Source organism: Pseudomonas sp. BNK-7 (genome assembly GCF_048072025.1).
GTDB lineage: Bacteria > Pseudomonadota > Gammaproteobacteria > Pseudomonadales > Pseudomonadaceae > Aquipseudomonas > Aquipseudomonas danubii.
In genome coordinates, this window is the sequence record NZ_CP182252.1 from 6,700,983 (window position 1) to 6,720,757 (window position 19,775).

General features: G+C 57.9%; 23 protein-coding genes. 7 read left to right on the forward strand and 16 right to left on the reverse strand.

Features of this window, described 5'->3' with window-relative positions:
* Nucleotides 1-33: 33 nt before the first annotated feature.
* Nucleotides 34-888 carry a 16S rRNA (cytidine(1402)-2'-O)-methyltransferase gene (rsmI, locus tag ACMGF8_RS30255; RefSeq protein ID WP_416760406.1) on the reverse strand — a complete coding sequence of 285 codons (855 nt, stop codon included), beginning with the start codon at nt 886-888 and terminating at the stop codon, nt 34-36.
* Nucleotides 889-1,125: 237 nt separating this feature from the next.
* Between rsmI and ACMGF8_RS30260 the strand changes: the two genes are divergently transcribed.
* From ACMGF8_RS30260 to ACMGF8_RS30275, 4 genes are all read left to right on the forward strand, one after another.
* A complete protein-coding gene (locus tag ACMGF8_RS30260) occupies nt 1,126-2,937 on the forward strand; it encodes a penicillin-binding protein activator (RefSeq protein WP_115580887.1) in 1,812 nt (603 codons plus the stop codon).
* Nucleotides 2,937-3,308: a YraN family protein gene (locus tag ACMGF8_RS30265; RefSeq protein ID WP_102860314.1), complete on the forward strand. Its 372-nt coding sequence runs from the start codon at nt 2,937-2,939 to the stop codon at nt 3,306-3,308. The genes ACMGF8_RS30260 and ACMGF8_RS30265 overlap by 1 nt, the downstream gene beginning before the upstream one ends.
* 104 nt (nt 3,309-3,412) lie before the next feature.
* Entirely contained in the window at nt 3,413-4,006 is a 594-nt protein-coding gene (locus tag ACMGF8_RS30270; RefSeq protein ID WP_015636934.1) for a phosphoheptose isomerase, read from the forward strand.
* Complete coding sequence (locus ACMGF8_RS30275; RefSeq protein ID WP_102860313.1) at nt 4,003-4,581, forward strand: BON domain-containing protein; 579 nt, start codon at nt 4,003-4,005, stop codon at nt 4,579-4,581. The genes ACMGF8_RS30270 and ACMGF8_RS30275 overlap by 4 nt, the downstream gene beginning before the upstream one ends.
* A gap of 53 nt (nt 4,582-4,634) precedes the next feature.
* Here the strand turns inward: ACMGF8_RS30275 and ACMGF8_RS30280 are convergent, their stop codons facing one another.
* From ACMGF8_RS30280 to rplM, 7 genes are all read right to left on the reverse strand, one after another.
* Nucleotides 4,635-5,048 (reverse strand): ClpXP protease specificity-enhancing factor, encoded by a 414-nt coding sequence (locus ACMGF8_RS30280; RefSeq protein ID WP_102860312.1) that lies wholly within the window; start codon nt 5,046-5,048, stop codon nt 4,635-4,637.
* A 16-nt stretch (nt 5,049-5,064) separates the two neighbouring features.
* Complete coding sequence (locus ACMGF8_RS30285; RefSeq protein ID WP_102860311.1) at nt 5,065-5,682, reverse strand: glutathione S-transferase N-terminal domain-containing protein; 618 nt, start codon at nt 5,680-5,682, stop codon at nt 5,065-5,067.
* A gap of 152 nt (nt 5,683-5,834) precedes the next feature.
* Nucleotides 5,835-6,614, reverse strand: a complete 780-nt coding sequence (locus ACMGF8_RS30290; protein ID WP_115580890.1) for a cytochrome c1 — start codon at nt 6,612-6,614, stop codon at nt 5,835-5,837.
* Nucleotides 6,614-7,825, reverse strand: coding sequence for a cytochrome b (locus tag ACMGF8_RS30295; RefSeq protein ID WP_102860309.1), 1,212 nt, complete (start codon nt 7,823-7,825; stop codon nt 6,614-6,616). The genes ACMGF8_RS30290 and ACMGF8_RS30295 overlap by 1 nt, the downstream gene beginning before the upstream one ends.
* Nucleotides 7,825-8,418: a ubiquinol-cytochrome c reductase iron-sulfur subunit gene (petA, locus tag ACMGF8_RS30300; protein WP_102860308.1), complete on the reverse strand. Its 594-nt coding sequence runs from the start codon at nt 8,416-8,418 to the stop codon at nt 7,825-7,827. The genes ACMGF8_RS30295 and petA overlap by 1 nt, the downstream gene beginning before the upstream one ends.
* Before the next feature lie 253 nt (nt 8,419-8,671).
* Nucleotides 8,672-9,064: a 30S ribosomal protein S9 gene (gene rpsI, locus ACMGF8_RS30305; protein WP_003228056.1), complete on the reverse strand. Its 393-nt coding sequence runs from the start codon at nt 9,062-9,064 to the stop codon at nt 8,672-8,674.
* A gap of 14 nt (nt 9,065-9,078) precedes the next feature.
* Nucleotides 9,079-9,507 carry a 50S ribosomal protein L13 gene (gene rplM / locus ACMGF8_RS30310; RefSeq protein WP_007928449.1) on the reverse strand — a complete coding sequence of 143 codons (429 nt, stop codon included), beginning with the start codon at nt 9,505-9,507 and terminating at the stop codon, nt 9,079-9,081.
* Nucleotides 9,508-9,754: 247 nt separating this feature from the next.
* Here rplM and ACMGF8_RS30315 point away from each other — a divergent pair, with 247 nt between their 5' ends.
* Nucleotides 9,755-10,795 carry an NADP(H)-dependent aldo-keto reductase gene (locus ACMGF8_RS30315; RefSeq protein ID WP_102860307.1) on the forward strand — a complete coding sequence of 347 codons (1,041 nt, stop codon included), beginning with the start codon at nt 9,755-9,757 and terminating at the stop codon, nt 10,793-10,795.
* 65 nt (nt 10,796-10,860) lie between these two features.
* On the opposite strand, the gene ACMGF8_RS30320 is transcribed toward ACMGF8_RS30315, so the two are convergent.
* Nucleotides 10,861-11,997: an acyl-CoA dehydrogenase family protein gene (locus tag ACMGF8_RS30320; RefSeq protein WP_416758223.1), complete on the reverse strand. Its 1,137-nt coding sequence runs from the start codon at nt 11,995-11,997 to the stop codon at nt 10,861-10,863.
* Nucleotides 11,998-12,241: 244 nt separating this feature from the next.
* Between ACMGF8_RS30320 and ACMGF8_RS30325 the strand changes: the two genes are divergently transcribed.
* Complete coding sequence (locus tag ACMGF8_RS30325) at nt 12,242-13,141, forward strand: GlxA family transcriptional regulator (RefSeq protein ID WP_170001537.1); 900 nt, start codon at nt 12,242-12,244, stop codon at nt 13,139-13,141.
* 42 nt (nt 13,142-13,183) lie between these two features.
* Here ACMGF8_RS30325 and zapE read toward each other — a convergent pair whose 3' ends face one another.
* From zapE to ACMGF8_RS30340, 3 genes are all read right to left on the reverse strand, one after another.
* Nucleotides 13,184-14,278 (reverse strand): cell division protein ZapE, encoded by a 1,095-nt coding sequence (zapE, locus tag ACMGF8_RS30330; RefSeq protein WP_102860304.1) that lies wholly within the window; start codon nt 14,276-14,278, stop codon nt 13,184-13,186.
* 88 nt (nt 14,279-14,366) lie between these two features.
* The gene (locus ACMGF8_RS30335) at nt 14,367-15,722 is read right to left on the reverse strand and encodes a tryptophan--tRNA ligase (RefSeq protein ID WP_416758225.1); all 1,356 of its coding nucleotides are present in this window, start codon (nt 15,720-15,722) and stop codon (nt 14,367-14,369) included.
* Nucleotides 15,723-15,746: 24 nt separating this feature from the next.
* Nucleotides 15,747-16,376 (reverse strand): alpha/beta hydrolase, encoded by a 630-nt coding sequence (locus ACMGF8_RS30340; protein ID WP_102860302.1) that lies wholly within the window; start codon nt 16,374-16,376, stop codon nt 15,747-15,749.
* Nucleotides 16,377-16,520: 144 nt separating this feature from the next.
* On the opposite strand from ACMGF8_RS30340, the gene ACMGF8_RS30345 reads away from it, so the two are divergent.
* Complete coding sequence (locus tag ACMGF8_RS30345) at nt 16,521-16,955, forward strand: YhcB family protein (RefSeq protein ID WP_102860301.1); 435 nt, start codon at nt 16,521-16,523, stop codon at nt 16,953-16,955.
* 76 nt (nt 16,956-17,031) lie between these two features.
* Here ACMGF8_RS30345 and ACMGF8_RS30350 read toward each other — a convergent pair whose 3' ends face one another.
* From ACMGF8_RS30350 to ACMGF8_RS30365, 4 genes are all read right to left on the reverse strand, one after another.
* Nucleotides 17,032-17,766: an OmpA family protein gene (locus ACMGF8_RS30350; protein WP_102860300.1), complete on the reverse strand. Its 735-nt coding sequence runs from the start codon at nt 17,764-17,766 to the stop codon at nt 17,032-17,034.
* Nucleotides 17,767-17,877: 111 nt separating this feature from the next.
* Nucleotides 17,878-18,522, reverse strand: coding sequence for an MBL fold metallo-hydrolase (locus ACMGF8_RS30355; protein ID WP_015636939.1), 645 nt, complete (start codon nt 18,520-18,522; stop codon nt 17,878-17,880).
* 58 nt (nt 18,523-18,580) lie between these two features.
* A complete protein-coding gene (locus tag ACMGF8_RS30360) occupies nt 18,581-19,081 on the reverse strand; it encodes a methylated-DNA--[protein]-cysteine S-methyltransferase (protein WP_102860299.1) in 501 nt (166 codons plus the stop codon).
* Nucleotides 19,082-19,246: 165 nt separating this feature from the next.
* Nucleotides 19,247-19,501 (reverse strand): hypothetical protein, encoded by a 255-nt coding sequence (locus tag ACMGF8_RS30365; RefSeq protein WP_102860298.1) that lies wholly within the window; start codon nt 19,499-19,501, stop codon nt 19,247-19,249.
* Nucleotides 19,502-19,775 lie beyond the last annotated feature (274 nt).

Genomic DNA, 19,775 nt, shown 5'->3' on the forward strand with positions numbered 1-19,775 from the left:
CGCTAAAAGCCTTTGGCCACCCTGCCACGCAATTTATTGTTCTTTCTGCTTATTCAGTGCTACCTGATACAGGATATTCTTGCGCTCACCCGTGATCTCGGCTGCCAGCGCCGCCGCCCTTTTGAGAGGCATCTCCTTAAGCAACAGATCAAGAATGCGCATCGACTCACTACTGATCGCTTCATCACTTTCCGGTGCAGTCCATCCCGCCACCAGCACCACGCACTCACCACGCTGCTGGTTGCTGTCAGCCTCTACGAACTGGCGCAACTCGGAAAGAGGCAGCCCCTTGAGGGTCTCAAAGGTCTTGGTCAGCTCTCGAGCCAACAGTGCCGGCCGCTCACCACCGAATACCGCTTCCATGTCTTGCAGACACTCAAGAATGCGATGCGGCGCCTCATAAAAAATCAACGTGCGGGGCTCTTCCTTGACCAACTCCAGGCGCCCACGCCGCCCAACGGCCTTGGCCGGCAGAAACCCCTCGAAGATAAACCGATCCGACGGCAAACCTGCCGCCGACAGTGCCGCGATCAATGCACAAGCCCCCGGCACAGGAACCACATTGATGCCTGCAGCTCGAGCCTGCCGTACCAAGTGATAACCCGGGTCGGAAATCAGCGGCGTGCCGGCATCGGAAATCAAGGCGACATCATCACCTGCCAATAAACGAGTAATGAAACGAGAGCCTTCATCACGCTCGTTATGCTCATGGCAAGCCGCCAAGGGCGTGGAAATGCCAAAGTGCTGCATGAGGCGCTGAGAGTGCCGAGTATCCTCGGCAGCGATCAAAGACACTTCGCGCAACAACTTAAGGGCCCGGGCACTGATGTCGTCCAGGTTGCCGATGGGCGTCGCCACCACATAAAGCGAACCAGCAGCGGTATTCAAAGCACCTGGAGCAGTCAAAGGGCACACCTCGAGATCGACAAAAGCACCATTGTAACGCGTTGAAGCCCTATCAATACGCCTGACGATCACTCAACAACCCAGCCCTTTGGGGCCTTTTAGGCACTACGGCAACATTTGCACCAGCTAAATAGACGGTTTATCACCAGCAACATCGCGCCCCGGCCAGCGCTTGGGTACAATTCCACGCTCATTTGATCGAGTATCAGGAACACTTACATGATCGCTTGCCTGCGGCTGTTTCTTGCCCTCTGCCTGGCTACCCTTTTGGTGGCTTGCGCCAGCTCGCCCTCTTCCAGCCTTGGCGAACTTCCACGGACACCGGATGCCAGCATCGAGCAATTGCTCGAACAGGCCGCCACCAGCAAAAGCCCGGACAAGGCAGCCCTGCTGCGCTTGAGCGCTGCAGACCTGGCATATCGCCAGGGCAACGCAGGACGCGCCGGACAAATCCTTCAGCAAGTGTCGCTGGATCAACTCAAACCTGCCCAGCAGATCTTCGCCAGCACCCTGGCCGCAGAGCTGGCCATGATCCGCAATCAGCCGAAAGCCGCGCTGACTGCGCTGAGCCATCAGAGCCTGCAGCATCTCAGCGAACTACCTGCAACTCAGCAGATCCGCACCGGCACCGTTTATGCTCGCGCCCTGGAAGCAGACGGCCAAACGCTCTCTGCCGCCAAGCAGCGAATTCTTATCGCCCCCCTGCTGAAAGATGATGCCGCGGCAAAAAACCATGAGGCCATCTGGGCACTGATTGCTGCCCTGCCCACCGACCAACTGCAACCTGCAGGCAACGATGACCTGGCCGGATGGTTGAGCCTGGCCCTGGCAGTCAAGACCGCCGGCACTCTGGAGCAGCAACAGTCGGCCATTGATAACTGGCGCGCGCAGAACCCAAAGCATCCTGCGGCCATTCAACTGCCACAACCGCTGACCCAGCTCAAAGAGCTGGCTAGCCAACCCGTTTCGAAAATCGCCCTGCTTCTGCCACAAGATGGTCCCTTGGCTTCGGTTTCCAAGGCCCTGCGTGAAGGCTTCATGGCCGCTCACTACCAGGCTCAGCAAGCAGGGCAAAAGCCGCCCAGCATTGAGTTTTACGACAGCTCGCGCTTGAGCTCCCTGGACGACTTCTACCGCAAAGCCCAGGCCGCAGGCGTGCAACTGGTAGTCGGCCCCCTGGAAAAACCATTGGTCAAGCAACTGGCCACACGCTCGCAACTGCCGATTACCACCCTCGCACTGAACTACAGCGAAGGCGAACAAGGCCCGGCGCAACTGTTCCAGTTCGGCCTGGCTGCCGAGGACGAAGCCCGTGAAGTCTCTCGTCGTGCCCGCGCCGATGGCCTGCATCGCGCCGCGGTACTGGTCCCCAAGGGCGAGTGGGGCGATCGCGTGCTCAAGGCGTTCCGCCAGGATTGGGAAGCCAACGGTGGCAGCGTGATCGGCATCGAACGCGTTGACCAGCCTGTCGCCTTAGCTCAGCAAATTGCCGACCTATTCCGACTGCGCCAAAGCGAGAGCCGCGCCAAGAGCCTGCAGAGCACTGTAGGTACTCAAGTCGCCGCACAACCGTCGCGCCGCCAGGATATCGAGTTCATTTTTCTCGCCTCCACTCCACAGCAAGCACAGCAGATCAAGCCGACCCTGAACTTCCAGTACGCTGGCGATGTTCCGGTGTACGCAACTTCCAACGTGTTCAGCGCCAGCGGCGATCAGAATCAATACAACGACATGAACGGTGTAATGTTCTGCGAAACGCCTTGGCTGCTGGATGCCAACGGCCTTCTGCGTCGCCAGGTCACTGCACAATGGCCACAAGCTGGAGGCAGCCTCGGTCGCCTGTACGCAATGGGTGTCGACGCCTATCGCCTGGCGCCACGCCTGGGTCAGCTCAAGGCTCTGCCCGACAGCCGTATCGAAGGCGAATCCGGAAGCCTGGGCATGGCCGCCGGTCAGCGCATTGAGCGTCAGCTACCCTGGGCCAAGTTCGTCAACGGCCAGGTCACCCGCCTGCCCGACACACCGCGCTAATGACTCAAGGATCACGCCAGCAAAGCGGAAGAGATGCCGAGAGCCAAGCACTCCGGCATCTCCAACAGCACGGGCTGCGCCTATTGGCGCAGAACTGGCTGTGCAAACGCGGCGAGCTTGATCTGGTCATGCTTGACGGCGATACAGTAGTATTCGTCGAAGTCCGCTACAGACAACACACGCAATGGGGTGGAGCTCTGGGCAGTATCGATGGACGCAAGCGTCAAAAACTGATTCTTGCCGCGCAGATTTTCCTGCAACGCGAATCATGCTGGTCCAACCACCCCTGCCGTTTCGACGTGGTCGCCATTGAAGGCGCCCCGGGTGCAGAAGCCCGTTTGAACTGGCTACGCAATGCCTTTGATAGCTGAAAGACGCCTTCAGGCCGCACCCATTTTCACTCAACTTTTTTGCTCTTTGCTTTGCGGGCTGCACATTCACGTGCCACCAAGCCGCGCCACTTAAGGTCACACAGATGGACATGCAATCCCGAATTCGCCAGCTTTTTCAGGCCAGCATCGACACCAAGCAACAGGCGATGGACGTACTTGCACCGCACATCGAGCAAGCCAGCCAGGTCATGGTCAACGCCTTGCTCAATGAGGGCAAAATGCTCTCCTGTGGCAACGGTGGCTCCGCCGGCGACGCCCAGCACTTCTCCTCCGAATTGCTCAACCGCTTCGAGCGTGAACGCCCCAGCTTGCCCGCCATCGCCCTGACCACCGACAGCTCGACCATCACGTCGATTGCCAACGACTACAGCTACAACGAAGTCTTCTCCAAGCAGATTCGCGCTCTAGGCCAACCTGGCGATGTGTTGCTGGCAATTTCCACCAGCGGCAACTCGGCGAACATTATTCAAGCCATCCAGGCCGCACATGATCGTGAAATGATTGTCGTAGCATTGACTGGTCGCGACGGCGGCGGCATGGCCTCACTGCTACTGCCTGAAGACGTGGAAATTCGCGTACCGGCCACCGTCACTGCACGTATTCAAGAAGTCCACCTGCTGGCGATCCATTGCCTTTGCGACTTGATCGACAGCCAATTGTTCGGGAGTGAAGAATGACCCTTAATCGCCTTGGCCTTCTGGCCTTGACCTTGTGCCTCGGCATCACTGGTTGCAGCTCGGTGATTACCGCCACCCGCGACAAACCAATCGATGACGATCGCGGCACCCGCACCTTCGGCAGCAAGATCGACGATTCGCTGATAGAGACCAAAGTCGCCGTCAACGTTGCCAAGGCCAACCCGGACCTGGAAAACAACTCGCACATTGTCGTCACCAGCTTCAACGGTATCGTCCTGTTGGCCGGCCAGACACCGCGCCCCGACCTCAAGGCGACAGCCGAACAGGCCGCCAGCGAGGTACAACGAGTCAAGAAGGTGCATAACGAACTACAGGTGCTGCCACCATCAGGATTCCTGGCACGGCAGAACGATGGCTGGCTGACCACCAAGATCAAGACACAGATGCTCACCGACGCCAGCATTCCCGCTTCACGGATCAAGGTGGTGACCGAGAACGGCATTGTCTACTTGCTGGGCTTGCTGACCCAACAGGAAGCCGCCCAAGCCACCAATTTGGTACAGGGCGTCTCTGGCGTACAGAAAATCGTTAAGCTGTTCGAATACATCGACTGAAAAAGCACTGCAGCAGATACAAAAAAGGCGATCCATCCGGATCGCCTTTTTTATTACTTGACCACTTTCAGGCTCGGCCGGCCGCTAGGTCGCGGCGGCTCACTGCCCGGTGGAGGCAGGTCATCATCCGGCTCAATATCGTCCTCCTCATCCAGAGGCGATTCCAGATCAAAGACCATGCCCTGCCCATTCTCGCGCGCATAGATCCCAAGGATCGCAGCAACCGGTACGTGCAGGCTGTGAGGCACACCGCCGAAGCGCCCCTCGAAAGTTACTGCATCGTTATCCATATGCAGATGGCGCACGGCACTGGGAGAAATATTCAGAACAATTTGCCCATCGCTGGCGAAACCCTGAGGCACCTGTACAGCCGGGTAATCGGAGTTGACCAGCATGTGCGGGGTGCAATCGTTGTCCACAATCCACTCATAGAGCGCGCGGACCAGATAAGGTCGACTGGAGTTCATAGCGGCTCCTTAAGCCTCAGCGCATATCACGTTCGACACCAGACAAACTTGCCTGGAAAGCCTCACGCGCAAATTGGCGGTCCATATAATCAAGCAGCGGCTTGGCCTGCCGCGGCAGTTCGATACCCAGGATTGGCAACCTCCAGAGTATGGGCAGTAGGCAGCAGTCCACCAGGCTTTGTTCCTCACTGAGGAAAAATGGCTTATCGGCGAACAGCGGGGAAACCCCTGTCAGACTTTCGCGTAACTCCTTACGCGCCTGCACCCGGACCGCCTCCTTGGTCCGCGAATCCAGAATCAGATCCACCTGCCCGCACCAATCACGCTGGATCCGATGGATGAGCAAGCGACTATTGGCACGCGCAACAGGGTAAACCGGCAGCAATGGAGGATGAGGGTAACGCTCATCCAGGTATTCCATCACCACTGTCGATTCCCACAACGCCAGGTCCCGATCGACCAGCGTCGGCAAGCTCCCGTAAGGGTTCACTTCGATCAGTTTCGGCGGCTGACGCCCCGCCTCCACACTGATGATCTCGGCGCTGACACCCTTCTCCGCAAGCACAATGCGCACCCGGTGGGAATAGTGGTCGGCGGGGTCGGAGTAACAGGCCAACCGATTGGTCACGCCCATGGCGATCCTCCTCGCTTGTTGAAATTATCGGAAGCAGAAAAAACAAGCGCGCCCTCAGGGCGCCTCTGGTAACCCCCGAATGATACAGGGTTGTTACAGTTTCAGAGACGCCCCTAGGCGCGCATGTTCAACAACTGATGCTTAAAACGCTATTAATGCACATCCTTCCAGTATTCGCGCTTGAGCAGATAGGCGAACACGAAGAAGAAGGCCAGATACAAGAGCACGTAAGTACCGATGCGCTGGTGCTGCAGTTTGACAGGGTTGGCCGAGTAAGCCAGGAAGGTCACCAGATTCTTGACCTTCTCGTCGAACTGAGCCTCATTGAGAGTACCGGTACCCTCTTTGACTGTCAGCTGGTCGCACGCCTCGTGAGTCAGGGGCGTACCAGTCAGCGGATCGTATTGTTTCTTACCGCCTTCAACGATTTGCACCTGCTTGCAACCGACAACTTGACGCCCTTGCAGACCGACCAGGACGTTAGGCATACCAACGTTCGGGAAGACCTTGTTGTTCACGCCCCAAGGGCGCGCAGGATCTTCATAGAAGGACTTGAGGTAGCCATAAAGCCAATCGGTACCACGAACGCGAGCCACCAGGGTCAAGTCTGGCGGCGCAGCGCCGAACCAGGTCTTGGCATCAGCCGGCTGCATGCCGATGTTCATGTGGTCACCGATCTTGGCACCGGTGAAAACCAGCTTGCTCAACATCAAGTCGTGAGGAATGCCCAGGTCATCGGCGACCCGCTCATAACGCTGGAACTTGGCGCTGTGGCAACCCATGCAGTAGTTGGCGAAAGTACGCGCACCATCTTGCAGGGCAGCCTTGTCGGACAGGTCGATATCAACCTTCTCCAACTCAGGACCCGCGGTATTCGCGAAAGACAACACAGGCATAGCAGCAAGAATCAGTACAGCAAATAGCTTTTTCATCAGCCAGTCACCCTTTCCGGAACCGGTTTGGTCTTCTCGAGCCTGGTATAGAACGGCATCAGAATGAAGTAGGCGAAGTACAGGAAGGTACACACCTGCGACAACAGCGTACGGCCTGGAGTCGGCGCCAACACACCCAACACACCCAGAATCACGAACGAGACGCAGAACACCAGCAGCCAGATCTTGCTCAGCCAGCCTTTATAGCGCATGGACTTGACCGGACTACGGTCGAGCCAAGGCAGCACGAACAGGACCGCAATTGCAGCGCCCATGGCGATAACACCCAAGAGCTTGTCCGGCACCGCACGCAGAATCGCGTAGAACGGAGTGAAGTACCAAACAGGAGCAATATGCTCAGGTGTCTTGAATGGGTTGGCCGGTTCGAAGTTCGGCTTCTCGAGGAAGTAACCACCCATCTCAGGGAAGAAAAACACGATCGAGCAGAAGATGAACAGGAACACAACTACACCGACGATATCCTTCACGGTGTAGTAAGGGTGGAAAGGAATGCCATCCAGCGGGATACCGTTCTCATCCTTGTTCTTCTTGATGTCTACGCCATCCGGGTTATTCGAACCCACCTCGTGCAACGCCAGAATGTGCAGCACCACCAGACCGAGAATCACGATCGGCAGGGCTACCACGTGCAGAGCGAAGAAGCGGTTCAGGGTAATCCCGGAAATCAGGTAATCACCACGGATCCACTGAGTCAGGTCGTCACCAATAACGGGGATCGCACCGAACAGCGAGATGATCACCTGGGCACCCCAGTAGGACATCTGCCCCCAAGGCAGCAGATAGCCCATGAAGGCCTCGGCCATCAGCGCCAGGTAGATCAGCATGCCGAACAGCCACACCAGCTCACGAGGCTTCTGGTAGGAACCGTAGAGCAAGCCACGGAACATGTGCAGATAGACCACGATGAAGAACGCCGAAGCGCCGGTGGAGTGAAGCAAACGCAGGATCGCGCCGTACTCGACGTCGCGCATGATGTATTCAACGGAAGCAAAGGCTTCTTCCGCCGAAGGGGTGTAGCTCATGGTCAACCAGACACCAGTAACGATCTGGTTAACCAGAACCAGCAGTGCCAGGGAGCCAAAGAAATAGAAGAAGTTGAAGTTCTTCGGAGCGTAATACTTGCTGAGATGGTCTTCCCACATCTTGGTCGCCGGGAAGCGCGCATCAACCCAATCCATGAACTTGCTCATCACGCTTTCTCCGTGTCGACGCCAATGACGATGATGTCATCCGACTCATAGGAATGCGGGGGTACTGGCAGGTTCAGGGGCGCAGGCTGCGCTTTATAGACGCGACCAGCCAGGTCGTAGTGGGAGCCGTGGCAAGGGCAGAAATAGCCACCTACCCAGTCCTTGCCCAAATCAGCGGGCGCCACTTCAGGACGGAAGGTCGGAGAACAACCCAGGTGAGTACAGATCCCGATCAGCAGCAAAATCTCTGGCTTGATCGAACGCACTTCCGGATCGACGTAGGTTGGTTGTACCGAGTTCTTGGAGTCAGGGTCAGACAGCTGGCCCTCGATCTTTTTAAGATTCCCCAGGATTTCCTCTGTACGGCGGACGATGAATACCGGTTGACCACGCCACTCAGCAATCATCTGCTGACCTGGTTCGATCTTGCTGATATTCACTTTCACCGGTGCACCTGCGGCTTTCGCCTTGGCACTGGGAAACCATGACCCCACGAACGGGACCGCAGCCCCCACCGCTCCAGCAGCACCCACCACGGATGTGGCTGCTACTAGGAAGCGACGCCGGCCTGCATTCACGCCGTCATTGCTCATTCAGTCCTCTCCCATCAGCTTTGTGGCCTGTTAAATCAGGCATCTACTAAGTAAAAATCTGAACTTATAAAAATTTTGCCGAATGGTAATGAAAAGCCCCTATTCTGACAAGGTAATTACCAAGCCGACCCAGCCCGAAGCCTTGTAGTATAGGGCCTGCGTGGATGTGGCAAGTTGTCACAGCGCAAATTTCAGACAATAAAAAACGCCCAGCTCCGCGAGGAGACTGGGCGCTTTTGAACGCAGTAGCGAATTAACGCTTGGAGTATTGCGGACGCTTACGCGCTTTACGCAGACCCACTTTCTTACGCTCAACTTCACGTGCGTCACGGGTTACGAAGCCAGCTTTACGCAGAGCGCTGCGCAGAGTTTCGTCGTAATCCATCAGAGCGCGAGTGATACCGTGGCGGATTGCGCCAGCTTGACCACTTACACCGCCGCCGATAACGGTAACGTAGATATCGAACTTCTCAACAGTCTCGGTCAGCTCCAGCGGCTGACGAACTACCATGCGGGCAGTTTCGCGACCGAAGAAGTTATCCAGGGAGCGGTTGTTGATCGAGATGTTGCCAGTGCCCGGACGCAGGAAAACGCGTGCGGTTGCAGTCTTGCGACGGCCAGTGCCGTAATTTTGAGTCGCCGACATAATGAACTATTCCGTTAAATCTTCAGTTCTTGGGGCTGCTGAGCAGTATGAGGGTGAGCAGCGCCCGCATAGACTTTCAGCTTACGGTACATGTCGCGACCCAGCGGGTTCTTAGGCAGCATGCCTTTTACCGCGGTCTCGATCACGCGCTCAGGGGCTTTAGCGATCAGCTTTTCGAAGTTGATCGACTTGATGCCGCCCGGGAAACCGGAGTGGGAGTAGTACATTTTGTCAGTGGTTTTAGCGCCAGTAACACGTACCTGCTCGGCATTGATTACGACGATGTAGTCGCCGGTATCAACGTGAGGAGTGTACTCAGGCTTGTGCTTGCCACGCAGACGGCTCGCGATTTCGGTGGCCAGACGACCCAGGGTCTGACCAGCAGCGTCGACGACGAACCAGTCGCGCTTTACTGTTTCCGGTTTAGCAGTAAAAGTTTTCATTCTTTATAGCCTCAGGGGCCGCCCAGCAAAATAGACGGCGGATCTTACTGAATAGTGCGTACTTTGACAAGGTCAAAGGCAGCCGGACACAGACGCTATCGGGGGCTCGGGTCAGCGCGTCTGATATACGGCAAGATTCTTCGGCAGGCGGCGCATCACTTCCACTGCAGAAAGAGCTGCCGAATTATGCAGATTGCGAAAAAAAATTCAACCTGCTTTTATGATTGTTTTGCCAAGGGAGTACCCGATGGACTACCGCCAGCTGGGCCGAACCGATCTGAATGTGAGTGCGATTTGCCTGGGCACCATGACTTGGGGCGAGCAGAACACCGAGGCTGAAGCCTTCGCTCAAATCGAGCGAGCCAAGAACGCCGGAATCAACTTTATCGACACCGCCGAAATGTACCCGGTGCCACCCAAGGCCGAAACCTATGCCACCACCGAACGCTACATAGGCAACTGGTTCAAGCAACACGGCGATCGCGCCGACTGGATCCTGGCCAGCAAGATCGCCGGCCCAGGCAACACCATCGATTACATCCGCGACAAACAACTCAAGCACAACCGCAAACACATAGTCGAAGCCGTGGATGCCAGCCTCAAGCGCCTGCAGACCGACTGGATCGACCTTTATCAATTGCACTGGCCCGAGCGCAGCACCAACTTCTTCGGTCAACTGGGTTACAGGCACCAGGCCGACGAAGACTTCACACCGCTGGAAGAAACCCTCGAAGCGCTGGACGAACAGGTCAAGGCCGGCAAGATCCGCCATATCGGCCTGTCCAACGAAACGCCCTGGGGCACCATGAAGTTCCTCGCCCTGGCCGAAAGTCGTGGCTGGCCTCGCGCAGTTTCGATCCAGAACCCCTACAACCTGCTCAACCGCAGCTTTGAGGTGGGCCTGGCGGAAATCGCCATTCGCGAACAATGCGGCCTGCTGGCTTACTCTCCATTAGCCTTTGGCTACCTGTCCGGCAAGTACGAGGGAGGCGCCCGACCAGCCAAGGCTCGACTGAGCCTCTACAGCCGCTTCAGCCGCTACTTCAACCCTCAGTCGGAAGCGGCCTGCAGCCGTTATGTGGCGCTGGCCCGCGAGCATGGTCTGGACCCGGCACAGATGGCCTTGGCCTTCGTCACTCAACAGCCGTTCGTGACCAGCAACATCATCGGCGCCACCACACTGGAACAGCTGGACAGCAACATCGCCAGCGCCACCTTGAAGTTGTCGGAAGAAGTCCTCGCCGGGATCGAGGCAATCCACAAGGATCACCCCAACCCTGCGCCTTAACTGGTCTACAGGAGCTGGCTTGCCAACGAATGGACACGTCGCACCATTTGCCTGCAAGCCGGTTCCTACAGTGAACGGGCGATAATTTCCTTCATGATCTCGTTGGTCCCGGCATAAATGCGCTGCACCCGCGCATCGGCCCAGGCCCGGGCCACCGGGTACTCCCACATGAAGCCGTAGCCGCCGTGCAGTTGCACGCACTCATCGAGTACCTTGCACTGCAGATCGGTGCCCCAGTACTTGGCCATGGCCGCCGTCGGCACATCGAGTTTGTCCTGCAAATGCAACTCCAGGCAGCGATCGACAAAGACCCGGCCGATCTGAATTTCCGTGGCCATTTCAGCCAGCTTGAAGCGGCTATTCTGGAAATCGGCAATTGCCTTGCCAAAGGCCTTGCGTTCGCGGGTGTATTCCAGTGTCCACTGCAACGCGGCCTCGGCACTGGCCAGGCCACCAATGGCCACGGTCAGGCGCTCCTGGGGCAACTCCTGCATCAAGTAGGCAAAGCCTGCCCCAGCCTGCCCCAGCAGATTTTCCTTGGGCACTCGCACATCCTGGAAGAACAGCTCGGAGGTGTCCTGAGCCTTCATTCCAACCTTTTCCAGGCGCTTGCCCTTGGAGAACCCGGGAGTATCGGCCTCAACCAGAAACAGGCTGGTGCCCTTAGCTCCAGCCTTGGGATCGGTCTTGGCCACGACTATCACCAGGTCCGCCAGGTAGCCGTTGGTAATAAAGGTCTTGGACCCATTGATCACATACTCGTCGCCGTCGAGCACTGCCGTGGTCTTCACCCCTTGCAAGTCAGAGCCCGCACCCGGCTCGGTCATGGCAATGGCCGTGACCATATCCCCCGACACCAGACGGGGCAGGTATTTGCGCTTCAGCGCCTCACTGCCGTAGTGCAGGATGTAGGGCGCAACAATGTCTGAATGCAGAGAAAAACCAATGCCGGTCAGCCCCAGACGGCCGATCTCCTCGATCACCACCGCACTGTAGAGAAAATCCGCCCCCAGACCGCCGTACTCCTCGGGAATGTGCGAACACAGCATCCCCGCCTCCCCAGCCTTGCTCCACAACTGACGGTCGATGAAGCCCTGTTTTTCCCACTCACCATGGAAAGGCACAGCCTCTTTTTCAAGGAACGTACGCACGCTGTCACGAAAGAGTTCATGCTCGGAACTGAACAAGGTTCTAGGGATCATGCAGGCACCTGTGATGTTGATTGATCATGGGTTGGCTGCCAGAGCCTAAGCCCAGGCACCTGCACGGGACACTGGACACATCCGACAAAAAATAAGACGATCCAGCCGTCTGGTGACCACTTTCCCCTATAAGAACAATTGAATTATGTCTAACCAAACCTCCACGCCCTTGCGGCGCGTCAGCATCCTGGCTATCGACCGGGTTTTCGCTTCCACCCTCATGCAGGCCAAGGATTTTTTCCATCTGGCCAGCCTGCGTTACGGCAAACAGCTGGGCCAAGGCCTGACTCCGGCATTCGAAACTCGCCTGGTCAGCCCCGACGGCCAGCCAGTCTGCAGCTTCAGCAATGTGATCATGCCAGTGGACGGTGCGCTGGAAGATACCGATGTGATCATTCTCCCGGCCTTCTGGGATGACTTCGACACCCTGTGCCAGCGTTACCCACAGATACTGCCCTGGCTGCGCGCCCAGCACGCCCGCGGTGCAGTGCTTTGCGGTGAAGCCACCGGGGTTTTCTGGCTGGCTGAAGCCGGACTGCTCGACGGCAAGGAAGCCACCACTTACTGGCGCTTCTTCAACGCCTTCAGCGAGCGCTTCCCCAAGGTCCAGCTCAACCAGGACAAGCACCTGACAGACGCCGACAATCTCTATTGCGCCGGCGGCACCACCTCGGCCTGCGACCTGTACATTTACCTGATCGAACGCTTCTGTGGAGCCAACGTGGCCCAGGCCGTGGCTCGGGACATCCTCTATGAAGTGCAGCGCAGCTACGCCCCCGGACGCATCGGCTTCGGCGGCCAGAAACTGCATCAGGATGTAATCATCCTGCAGATCCAGCATTGGCTTGAAGAGCACTTCGCCGACAAGTTCCGCTTCGAGGACGTGGCTCGCGAACATGGCATGAGCATTCGCAATTTCATGCGCCGCTTTCAGACGGCTACCGGCGACAAGCCCCTGCACTACCTGCAGCGTCTACGCATCGAAACCGCCAAGGGCCTGCTTTCGGGAACGCGCAAGAGCATCAAGACCATCAGCTATGAAGTCGGCTACGACGACGCCAGCTTCTTCGCCCGCCTGTTCCGCCAACACACCGAACTCTCACCCAATCAGTACCGCCAGCAGTTCCAGCAGCAGGCGGCATAAAAAAAGGGCCTGCAATGCAGGCCCTTTTTCATCGACTCGAGATTATGGCTTGTGCGCCCGCGACAGAAACTCGTGGGACTGCATCTCCAGCAACCGGCTGAGAGTGCGCTGGAACTCGAACGTCAAGCGCCCTCCGGTATAGAGGTCCTTGAGCTCGACCTCGGCGGAGATGATCAGCTTGACGTTGCGGTCATAGAACTCGTCGACCATGTTGATGAAACGCCGAGCAATATCATCCGTGGTGACACTCATCTGCTCCACGCCACTGAGCAGCACGGCATGAAAGATCTTGCCCAGTTCGATGTAGTCGTTCTGGCTACGAGGGCCATCGCACAGCTCACGGAAGTCGAACCAGGCCACATCATCACAGGTGCGCAGCGCACGAATTTCTCGGTTCTCGATGATCAAAACATCGTTTTCCACCGCCTGAGTGCACTCTGGCGTCAGCGCACGGAAGCTCTTGCGCAGGCTTTCATGGGCAGCTTCATCCAATGGATAGTGAAACAGCTCCGCCTGCTCCAGATGCCGCAGACGGTAGTCGACGCCGCTGTCGACGTTGACGATCTCGGTGTTCTGCTTGATCAGGGCAATGGCCGGCAAGAAGCGCGCACGCTGCAGACCGTCCTTGTACAAGCCATCCGGAACGATGTTCGACGTCGCCACCAGGGTCACACCGTTCTTGAACAACTCTTCCATCAGGGTGCCGAGAATCATCGCATCGGTAATATCAGACACGAAGAATTCATCGAAGCAGATCACCCGCGCCTCTTGTGAGAAACGCTTGGCAATGATGGTCAGCGGATTCTTTTCGCCACCCAGGGTTTTCATTTCTTCGTGTACGCGCTTCATAAAGCGGTGAAAGTGCGTACGAACCTTTTCCTTGAACGGCAAGGCTTCGAAGAAGGTGTCTACCAGATAAGTCTTTCCACGCCCTACTCCGCCCCAGAAGTACAGCCCCTTGACCGGCGCCTGATCCTTCTTGCCAAAGAGCTTGCCGAGCAAGCCCGGCTTGTTTTGCTCGGCTGCAATCAGATCCTCATACAGGCGCTGCAAATGACGCACAGCGGTTTCCTGTGCCGCGTCATGAAAGAAGTCCGGGCGTTTCAGATCTGCTTGGTATCGTTCTAGGGGCGTCATAATTCGTTAGCAAGGCAACAAAAACGGGCCGTCACTTTAGCGACGGCCCTGGGGAATGGCAATCAGCCCTTGGTCGGGAAGATTCCGATTAGTCCTGCGCTGGGGTCAGCGCAATCCGCAGCGCATCAATGGCTGCGTCACGCGCGGCAGCGTCAGCGAAGGCTGGGCTGTCAGCCACGCAGGCACCATCCAGCCAAACACTGAAACTGCCGGCTTCGCTACGCAGATCCAGCTCCTGCCCCGATTGCAGTCGTTTGGTCACCGCACCAGCAGCCTTGCCATCGGCGAAGTGACGCGACAGCAGCAACTGCTCGCCATCGGCGGACAGCAAGCGGAAACGGAAACTACCATCGTCTTCACGGAAGCTGATGAAGCGCGCGGCCTTGGCGGCCTTTTTCTTGGTCGTGGCGGCAACTTGCACCTGACTGGCAAAGGAGCGCAGGCCCACGGCCTCACGCAGCTCGGCAAGGAACGGCGTGGCCACAGCCCGAGCTTTGGCGGCGCCGGCACGCAGAATGTCTTCAAGATCCCCGGGACGGGCGATCAACTGATGGTAACGCTCACGAGCCTCGCCCAATTCACCATCCAGCAACTGGAACAGGCGGTTCTTGGCTTCGCCCCAGCCCAGCCCCTGCAACAGCTCAGTACGGAACTCGGCGGCCTGTGCCGGAGTAGAAAATGCCTGGAACAGAGTGAACAGATGGGAGTTGTCCGGGTCCTTGGCCTCACCCGGCGCCTTGGAGTCAGTGACGATCCGCGAGATCGCGTCCTTCATGTCCTTGGCACTGGTGAACAAAGGGATGGTGTTGTCGTAGCTCTTGGACATCTTGCGACCGTCCAGGCCAGGCAGGGTCGCGACACTCTCCTCGATCAGTGCCTCGGGCATGGTGAAGAACTCCTTGCCCTGGCCAAACAGATGGTTGAAACGCTGGCCGATGTCCCGAGCCATTTCCACGTGCTGGATCTGATCACGGCCCACCGGCACCTTGTGCGCGTTGAACATCAGGATGTCTGCGGCCATCAGCACCGGATAGCTGTAGAGCCCCATGGTGATGCCGGCATCCGGGTCTTCACCGGCCTCGAGATTCTTGTCCACCGATGCTTTGTACGCATGGGCACGATTGAGCAGGCCCTTGGCGGCTACGCAGGTCAGCAGCCAGGTCAGTTCCGGAATCTCCGGAATGTCCGACTGACGATAGAAGGTCACACGTTCCACATCCAGGCCGCCCGCCAGCCAGGTCGCCGCGATTTCCTGGCGCGAACGCTGAATGCGCAACGGGTCATCGCATTTGATCAGCGCGTGATAGTCGGCCAGGAAGTAGAAGGAATCGGCATTACTGTCACGGCTGGCAAGGATCGCCGGGCGAATCGCGCCAGCGTAGTTGCCCAGGTGCGGGGTACCGGTGGTGGTGATGCCGGTGAGGATACGCGTACGAGTAGTCATGGGTAATCGCTTATCAGACTGCTATCAATTCGAAAGTCGCGGCAGCACCAGATCCTTGAGATCAGTGAGCTTGCCATGAAAAAAGTGCCCGCATTCTGCCACTTTCAGCAGCTCATGGGGGCGAACAAGCGCGTCGGACCAGTCATAGACCGCTTGAGGGTCAATGACTTCATCGGTTTCCGGCTGGATCAGGGTCAGCGGGCAGTTTTCCGGCAACTGGTCGGTATCCCGCAGACGGGTCACCGCCGCCGCCACCATGAACAGGTGCTTGAGCTGCACGCCCTGGGCCTCCAGGCGCCCGCCAAGGCTGGCGGCGACAAAACCGCCGAAGGAGAACCCCAGCAGGGTCAATGGCAGTTCAGGATGTTTGGCCTGCAACCACTGGGCGGCAGCCTGGGCGTCATCGACTTCGCCACTGCCCATGTCGTGACTGCCTTCACTGGCACCAACGCCCCGGTAGTTGAAGCGCAAGGTGATCAGGCCGGCATCACGCGCGGTGCGCTGCAAGGTGGACACCACCTTGTTGAGCATGGTGCCGCCCTGCACCGGGTTGGGGTGGCAGATCAGTGCCACGCCACGAGGATCGGGCACCTCCAGATACAGGGCTTCCAATTGGCCCACCGGGCCGGCAATCACTACAGGGGTTTCACGCATTAGCAAGGAAGGAACTCCGTGACCTCGAAGGGGGTCGACTCGTCTAGCAAATGGTCTGTGCCAATCTATTGCGAGTGAATCGCGGTATACAGCGCAGGTTCGAGCCGTTAACGTAAAGCAAAGCCGTTTATAGAGGAAGGACTCGTGGAACACTCGCTCTTAGTTTGGTTGTTGCCGACTCTTGCCCTGGTCGCGGGTGTCGCCATTGGATTCCTGGTTGCTCGCCTGCTGCCCAATGCCGCGCCTAACCGCACGCAGCGTCAGTTGGACGATATTCAGGAACGTTTCGACAATTATCAAAATGAAGTGGTCACCCATTTCAACAGCACTGCCACCCTGGTGAAAAAGCTCACCCAGAGCTATCAGGAAGTGCAGGACCATCTCGCCGAGGGTGCCAACCGCCTGGCCCTGGACGAACTGACCCGGCAACGCCTGCTGGCTGCACTGCATTCCGAGTCGGCACAAACTCCACGGGAGCGCCTGACTCCACCGCGGGATCAGGAGCCACCACGGGACTACGCGCCGAAGACGCCAAACGCTCCGGGTATGCTCGACGAGCACTACGGCCTGAAGAAGTAACCGCTTCAGTCATTAAAAAGCCCGCCCGATTTGCATCGGGCGGGCTTTTTTGTACCTGGGATTGCAGTCGAGTCGATCAGTACTGCTGGTAGGGCTGCTGGTACTGCTGACCTTGCTGCTGATACTGCTGGCCCGGAATCGCCTTGAGGTTGACCTCTACACGACGGTTCTGCGCACGGCCATTGACGTCGGCGTTGCTGGCAATCGGATTGTCCGGACCAGCACCGCGAGCGGACAGGTTGGCACTGCTCACCCCCTGGGACGTGAGGTAGGTCGCCACGCTCTGGGCACGACGCTGGGAAAGGTCCATGTTGTGCTGACGGCTGCCAGTGCTGTCGGTGTAGCCGACGATCTCGATCTGGTTCTGGTTGAACTCGCGCAGGGAGTTGGCCAGGTTGTTCAGCGGTTGGTAGAAGCTTGGGGCGATATTCGCCGAATCAGTGGCAAACGTGATGTTGCCCGGCATGATCAGCTTGATCTGATCACCCTGACGCTGCACTTCAACCCCGGTATTGGCCATGCTGGCGCGCAGTTTTTTCTCCTGCTGATCGGCGTAGTAACCGTAACCGGCAGCGGATGCCCCCACCACCGCGGCACCGATCAACGCGCCCTTGCCACGGTTATTGTGGTCAATGGCAGCACCGGCCAATGCACCAGCCAGGGCACCCAGGCCACCGTATTTTGCAGTTTTGCTCATGCCCGACGAGCCGCCGTCGGCCTGCCCCTGATTGTCATAGGGGTTAGGCGAAGCGCAGCCGGACAACAAGGCCACAGCAGTAGCGACAACAATCAAACGACGCGAGGTGAACATGGAAAACTCCTACATTTTGCATTCTGTGGTGCAGCGGACGTTGGCAACAGACCTTAGCTAGCGTTGGAACACACAGAGTGGCAAAAATTCCGTCAGCAGCCTGGCTAAAAGTCAGGCCCTCACAAACGGATTCTGGCGCATCTCATCGCCCAATCGAGTGTCTGGACCGTGCCCGGCAACCACTGTGGCATCTTCATCAAGGGTATACAGACGCTGCTTGATCGAACGCACCAGGGTGGCCTGATCCCCGCCCCACAAGTCCGTGCGCCCGACCCCGCGCTTGAACAGCGTGTCGCCGGCAATCAGAAGCTTAGCCTCGGAAAACCAAAAACTCATGGAACCCGGAGTGTGCCCGGGAGTATGCAGGGCCACGCCGCAACCGCAGGCCAGTTCCTCATCGTCGCCCAGCCAGCGGTCCGGGGACGGGACCGGGGTGTAGGGCACGCCGAACATGCTGCACTGCATCTCAAGGTTGTCCCACAGGAACTGGTCGTCCTTATGCAGATGCAAAGTGGCGCCGGTCTTTTCCTTCATCTGCCCGGAGGCAAGAAAATGATCCAGGTGCGCATGGGTATGAATGATGCTCACCACCTTCAACCCGAGGGCATCGAGGCGAGCCATGATCAAATCGGGATTGCCTCCCGGATCGACAACTATGGCTTTCTTGGTCAGCGGGTCGCCAATGATGGTGCAGTTGCACTGCAAAGGGCCGACGGGGAAGGTTTCGCGGATAAGGCTGGGTTTGGCGGCGTCCATGGAAGCGTTCCAGAAAAATCGATGGCGCATTCTGGCACAGCTCACCGCCAACACTCACTCAGAACGCCAGTTGCAGCGTCTCCTCCCCCTCCAGTGCCAGCAGGAACTGCTTGGCTTCAAGCCCTCCGGCAAAGCCGGTCAGGCTCCCCGATGCACCGATCACTCGATGACAGGGGGCCACAATCGAGATCGGGTTCCGGCCATTGGCTGCACCCACCGCCCGCACCGCCTTGGGACTGCCAATCTGCTGGGCGATCTGGCTGTAGCTGCGGGTCTCACCGAAAGGGATGGTCAGCAAGGCCTGCCAGACCTTGCACTGAAACTCGGTACCGACGAAATCCAGCTCAAGCTCGAAGCGCTCACGGCTGCCTGCAAAGTATTCCCGAAGCTGGCGCTCGGCTTCCAGCAGCAGGGGATGATCAACCGACTCCTGCAACGGCCCGAGACGTACCCGGTTCTGCCGTTCGTGCTCCCAGAGAATCGCCGCCAGCTTGGTCCCTCTGGCCACCAGGGTCAGTTGGCCAACGGGGGACGGCATCAGTTTGAATACGCAGGACATCTCAGGTCTCCTTCAATCCGCCAGTGGAATCGGACCCGGAACCCAGTGGTCCATGGCCGTCTTCTCAGTACGCCGACACTGTAAAACGAGATTCAAGCGCAAGAACCACGTTTCTTGTGCTTGAATTCGACGGCGAATCGTTCTGAGTGCCGAGCAGACCCGAAACTAGTTGTCCTCATCCACCAGGAAACAGTTGTCACTGCTACTGCGCTGTCCATGAGGGTCGACAATGAAGGCCCCGCGCCCCTGGCCGCATTCGAGCAAGTGCACCGGGGACAATTCGCGCTGCCGGTCGATCTGCGCATTGAAGCGCATGATGTAGATCCCCAGGGAGATCGATACACAGAGAATCAGCACCAGGCACAGGACCAACTGATCGGTGTAGCTGGCGCCGGTCTTATCAGCATGCACTGATGACATGCTCGGATCCCGCCCGCTCAACACTGTGGCCAATCAGTAACCAACTCAGGGGGCCGCCCCCTCCCAGGCGCCCCAAAGGTGCCTGGGAAGGCAGGACGCAGGCCATCAGGACGAGAAGTATCAGGACCAGCAGGATTCCTTTGACTACCGAAATCAGGTTCATGGCTGTGCCACGCTCTGGAGTTAAGAAGAGCCCGAGCTTAGAGACGGCCGGGTTAACACCGGGTAAACATCGGCAGAAACCGGCCTGACTCCGCTATCCTTCGGCCCATCA

Excerpts from the sequence above, each read along its gene's own strand:
- rplM (WP_007928449.1), bottom strand. The coding sequence starts at position 9,507 with ATGAAAACTTTTACTGCTAAACCGGAAACAGTAAAGCGCGACTGGTTC.
- ACMGF8_RS30355 (WP_015636939.1), bottom strand. The coding sequence starts at position 18,522 with ATGGACGCCGCCAAACCCAGCCTTATCCGCGAAACCTTCCCCGTCGGC.
- petA (WP_102860308.1), bottom strand. The coding sequence starts at position 8,418 with ATGAGCAATGACGGCGTGAATGCAGGCCGGCGTCGCTTCCTAGTAGCA.
- ACMGF8_RS30295 (WP_102860309.1), bottom strand. The coding sequence starts at position 7,825 with ATGAGCAAGTTCATGGATTGGGTTGATGCGCGCTTCCCGGCGACCAAG.
- ACMGF8_RS30260 (WP_115580887.1), top strand. The coding sequence starts at position 1,126 with ATGATCGCTTGCCTGCGGCTGTTTCTTGCCCTCTGCCTGGCTACCCTT.
- ACMGF8_RS30275 (WP_102860313.1), top strand. The coding sequence starts at position 4,003 with ATGACCCTTAATCGCCTTGGCCTTCTGGCCTTGACCTTGTGCCTCGGC.
- ACMGF8_RS30285 (WP_102860311.1), bottom strand. The coding sequence starts at position 5,682 with ATGGGCGTGACCAATCGGTTGGCCTGTTACTCCGACCCCGCCGACCAC.
- ACMGF8_RS30340 (WP_102860302.1), bottom strand. The coding sequence starts at position 16,376 with ATGCGTGAAACCCCTGTAGTGATTGCCGGCCCGGTGGGCCAATTGGAA.
- ACMGF8_RS30290 (WP_115580890.1), bottom strand. The coding sequence starts at position 6,614 with ATGAAAAAGCTATTTGCTGTACTGATTCTTGCTGCTATGCCTGTGTTG.
- ACMGF8_RS30360 (WP_102860299.1), bottom strand. The coding sequence starts at position 19,081 with ATGTCCTGCGTATTCAAACTGATGCCGTCCCCCGTTGGCCAACTGACC.
- ACMGF8_RS30365 (WP_102860298.1), bottom strand. The coding sequence starts at position 19,501 with ATGTCATCAGTGCATGCTGATAAGACCGGCGCCAGCTACACCGATCAG.
- ACMGF8_RS30265 (WP_102860314.1), top strand. The coding sequence starts at position 2,937 with ATGACTCAAGGATCACGCCAGCAAAGCGGAAGAGATGCCGAGAGCCAA.
- ACMGF8_RS30335 (WP_416758225.1), bottom strand. The coding sequence starts at position 15,722 with ATGACTACTCGTACGCGTATCCTCACCGGCATCACCACCACCGGTACC.
- rpsI (WP_003228056.1), bottom strand. The coding sequence starts at position 9,064 with ATGTCGGCGACTCAAAATTACGGCACTGGCCGTCGCAAGACTGCAACC.
- ACMGF8_RS30320 (WP_416758223.1), bottom strand. The coding sequence starts at position 11,997 with ATGATCCCTAGAACCTTGTTCAGTTCCGAGCATGAACTCTTTCGTGAC.
- ACMGF8_RS30280 (WP_102860312.1), bottom strand. The coding sequence starts at position 5,048 with ATGAACTCCAGTCGACCTTATCTGGTCCGCGCGCTCTATGAGTGGATT.
- ACMGF8_RS30350 (WP_102860300.1), bottom strand. The coding sequence starts at position 17,766 with ATGTTCACCTCGCGTCGTTTGATTGTTGTCGCTACTGCTGTGGCCTTG.
- ACMGF8_RS30270 (WP_015636934.1), top strand. The coding sequence starts at position 3,413 with ATGGACATGCAATCCCGAATTCGCCAGCTTTTTCAGGCCAGCATCGAC.
- zapE (WP_102860304.1), bottom strand. The coding sequence starts at position 14,278 with ATGACGCCCCTAGAACGATACCAAGCAGATCTGAAACGCCCGGACTTC.
- ACMGF8_RS30315 (WP_102860307.1), top strand. The coding sequence starts at position 9,755 with ATGGACTACCGCCAGCTGGGCCGAACCGATCTGAATGTGAGTGCGATT.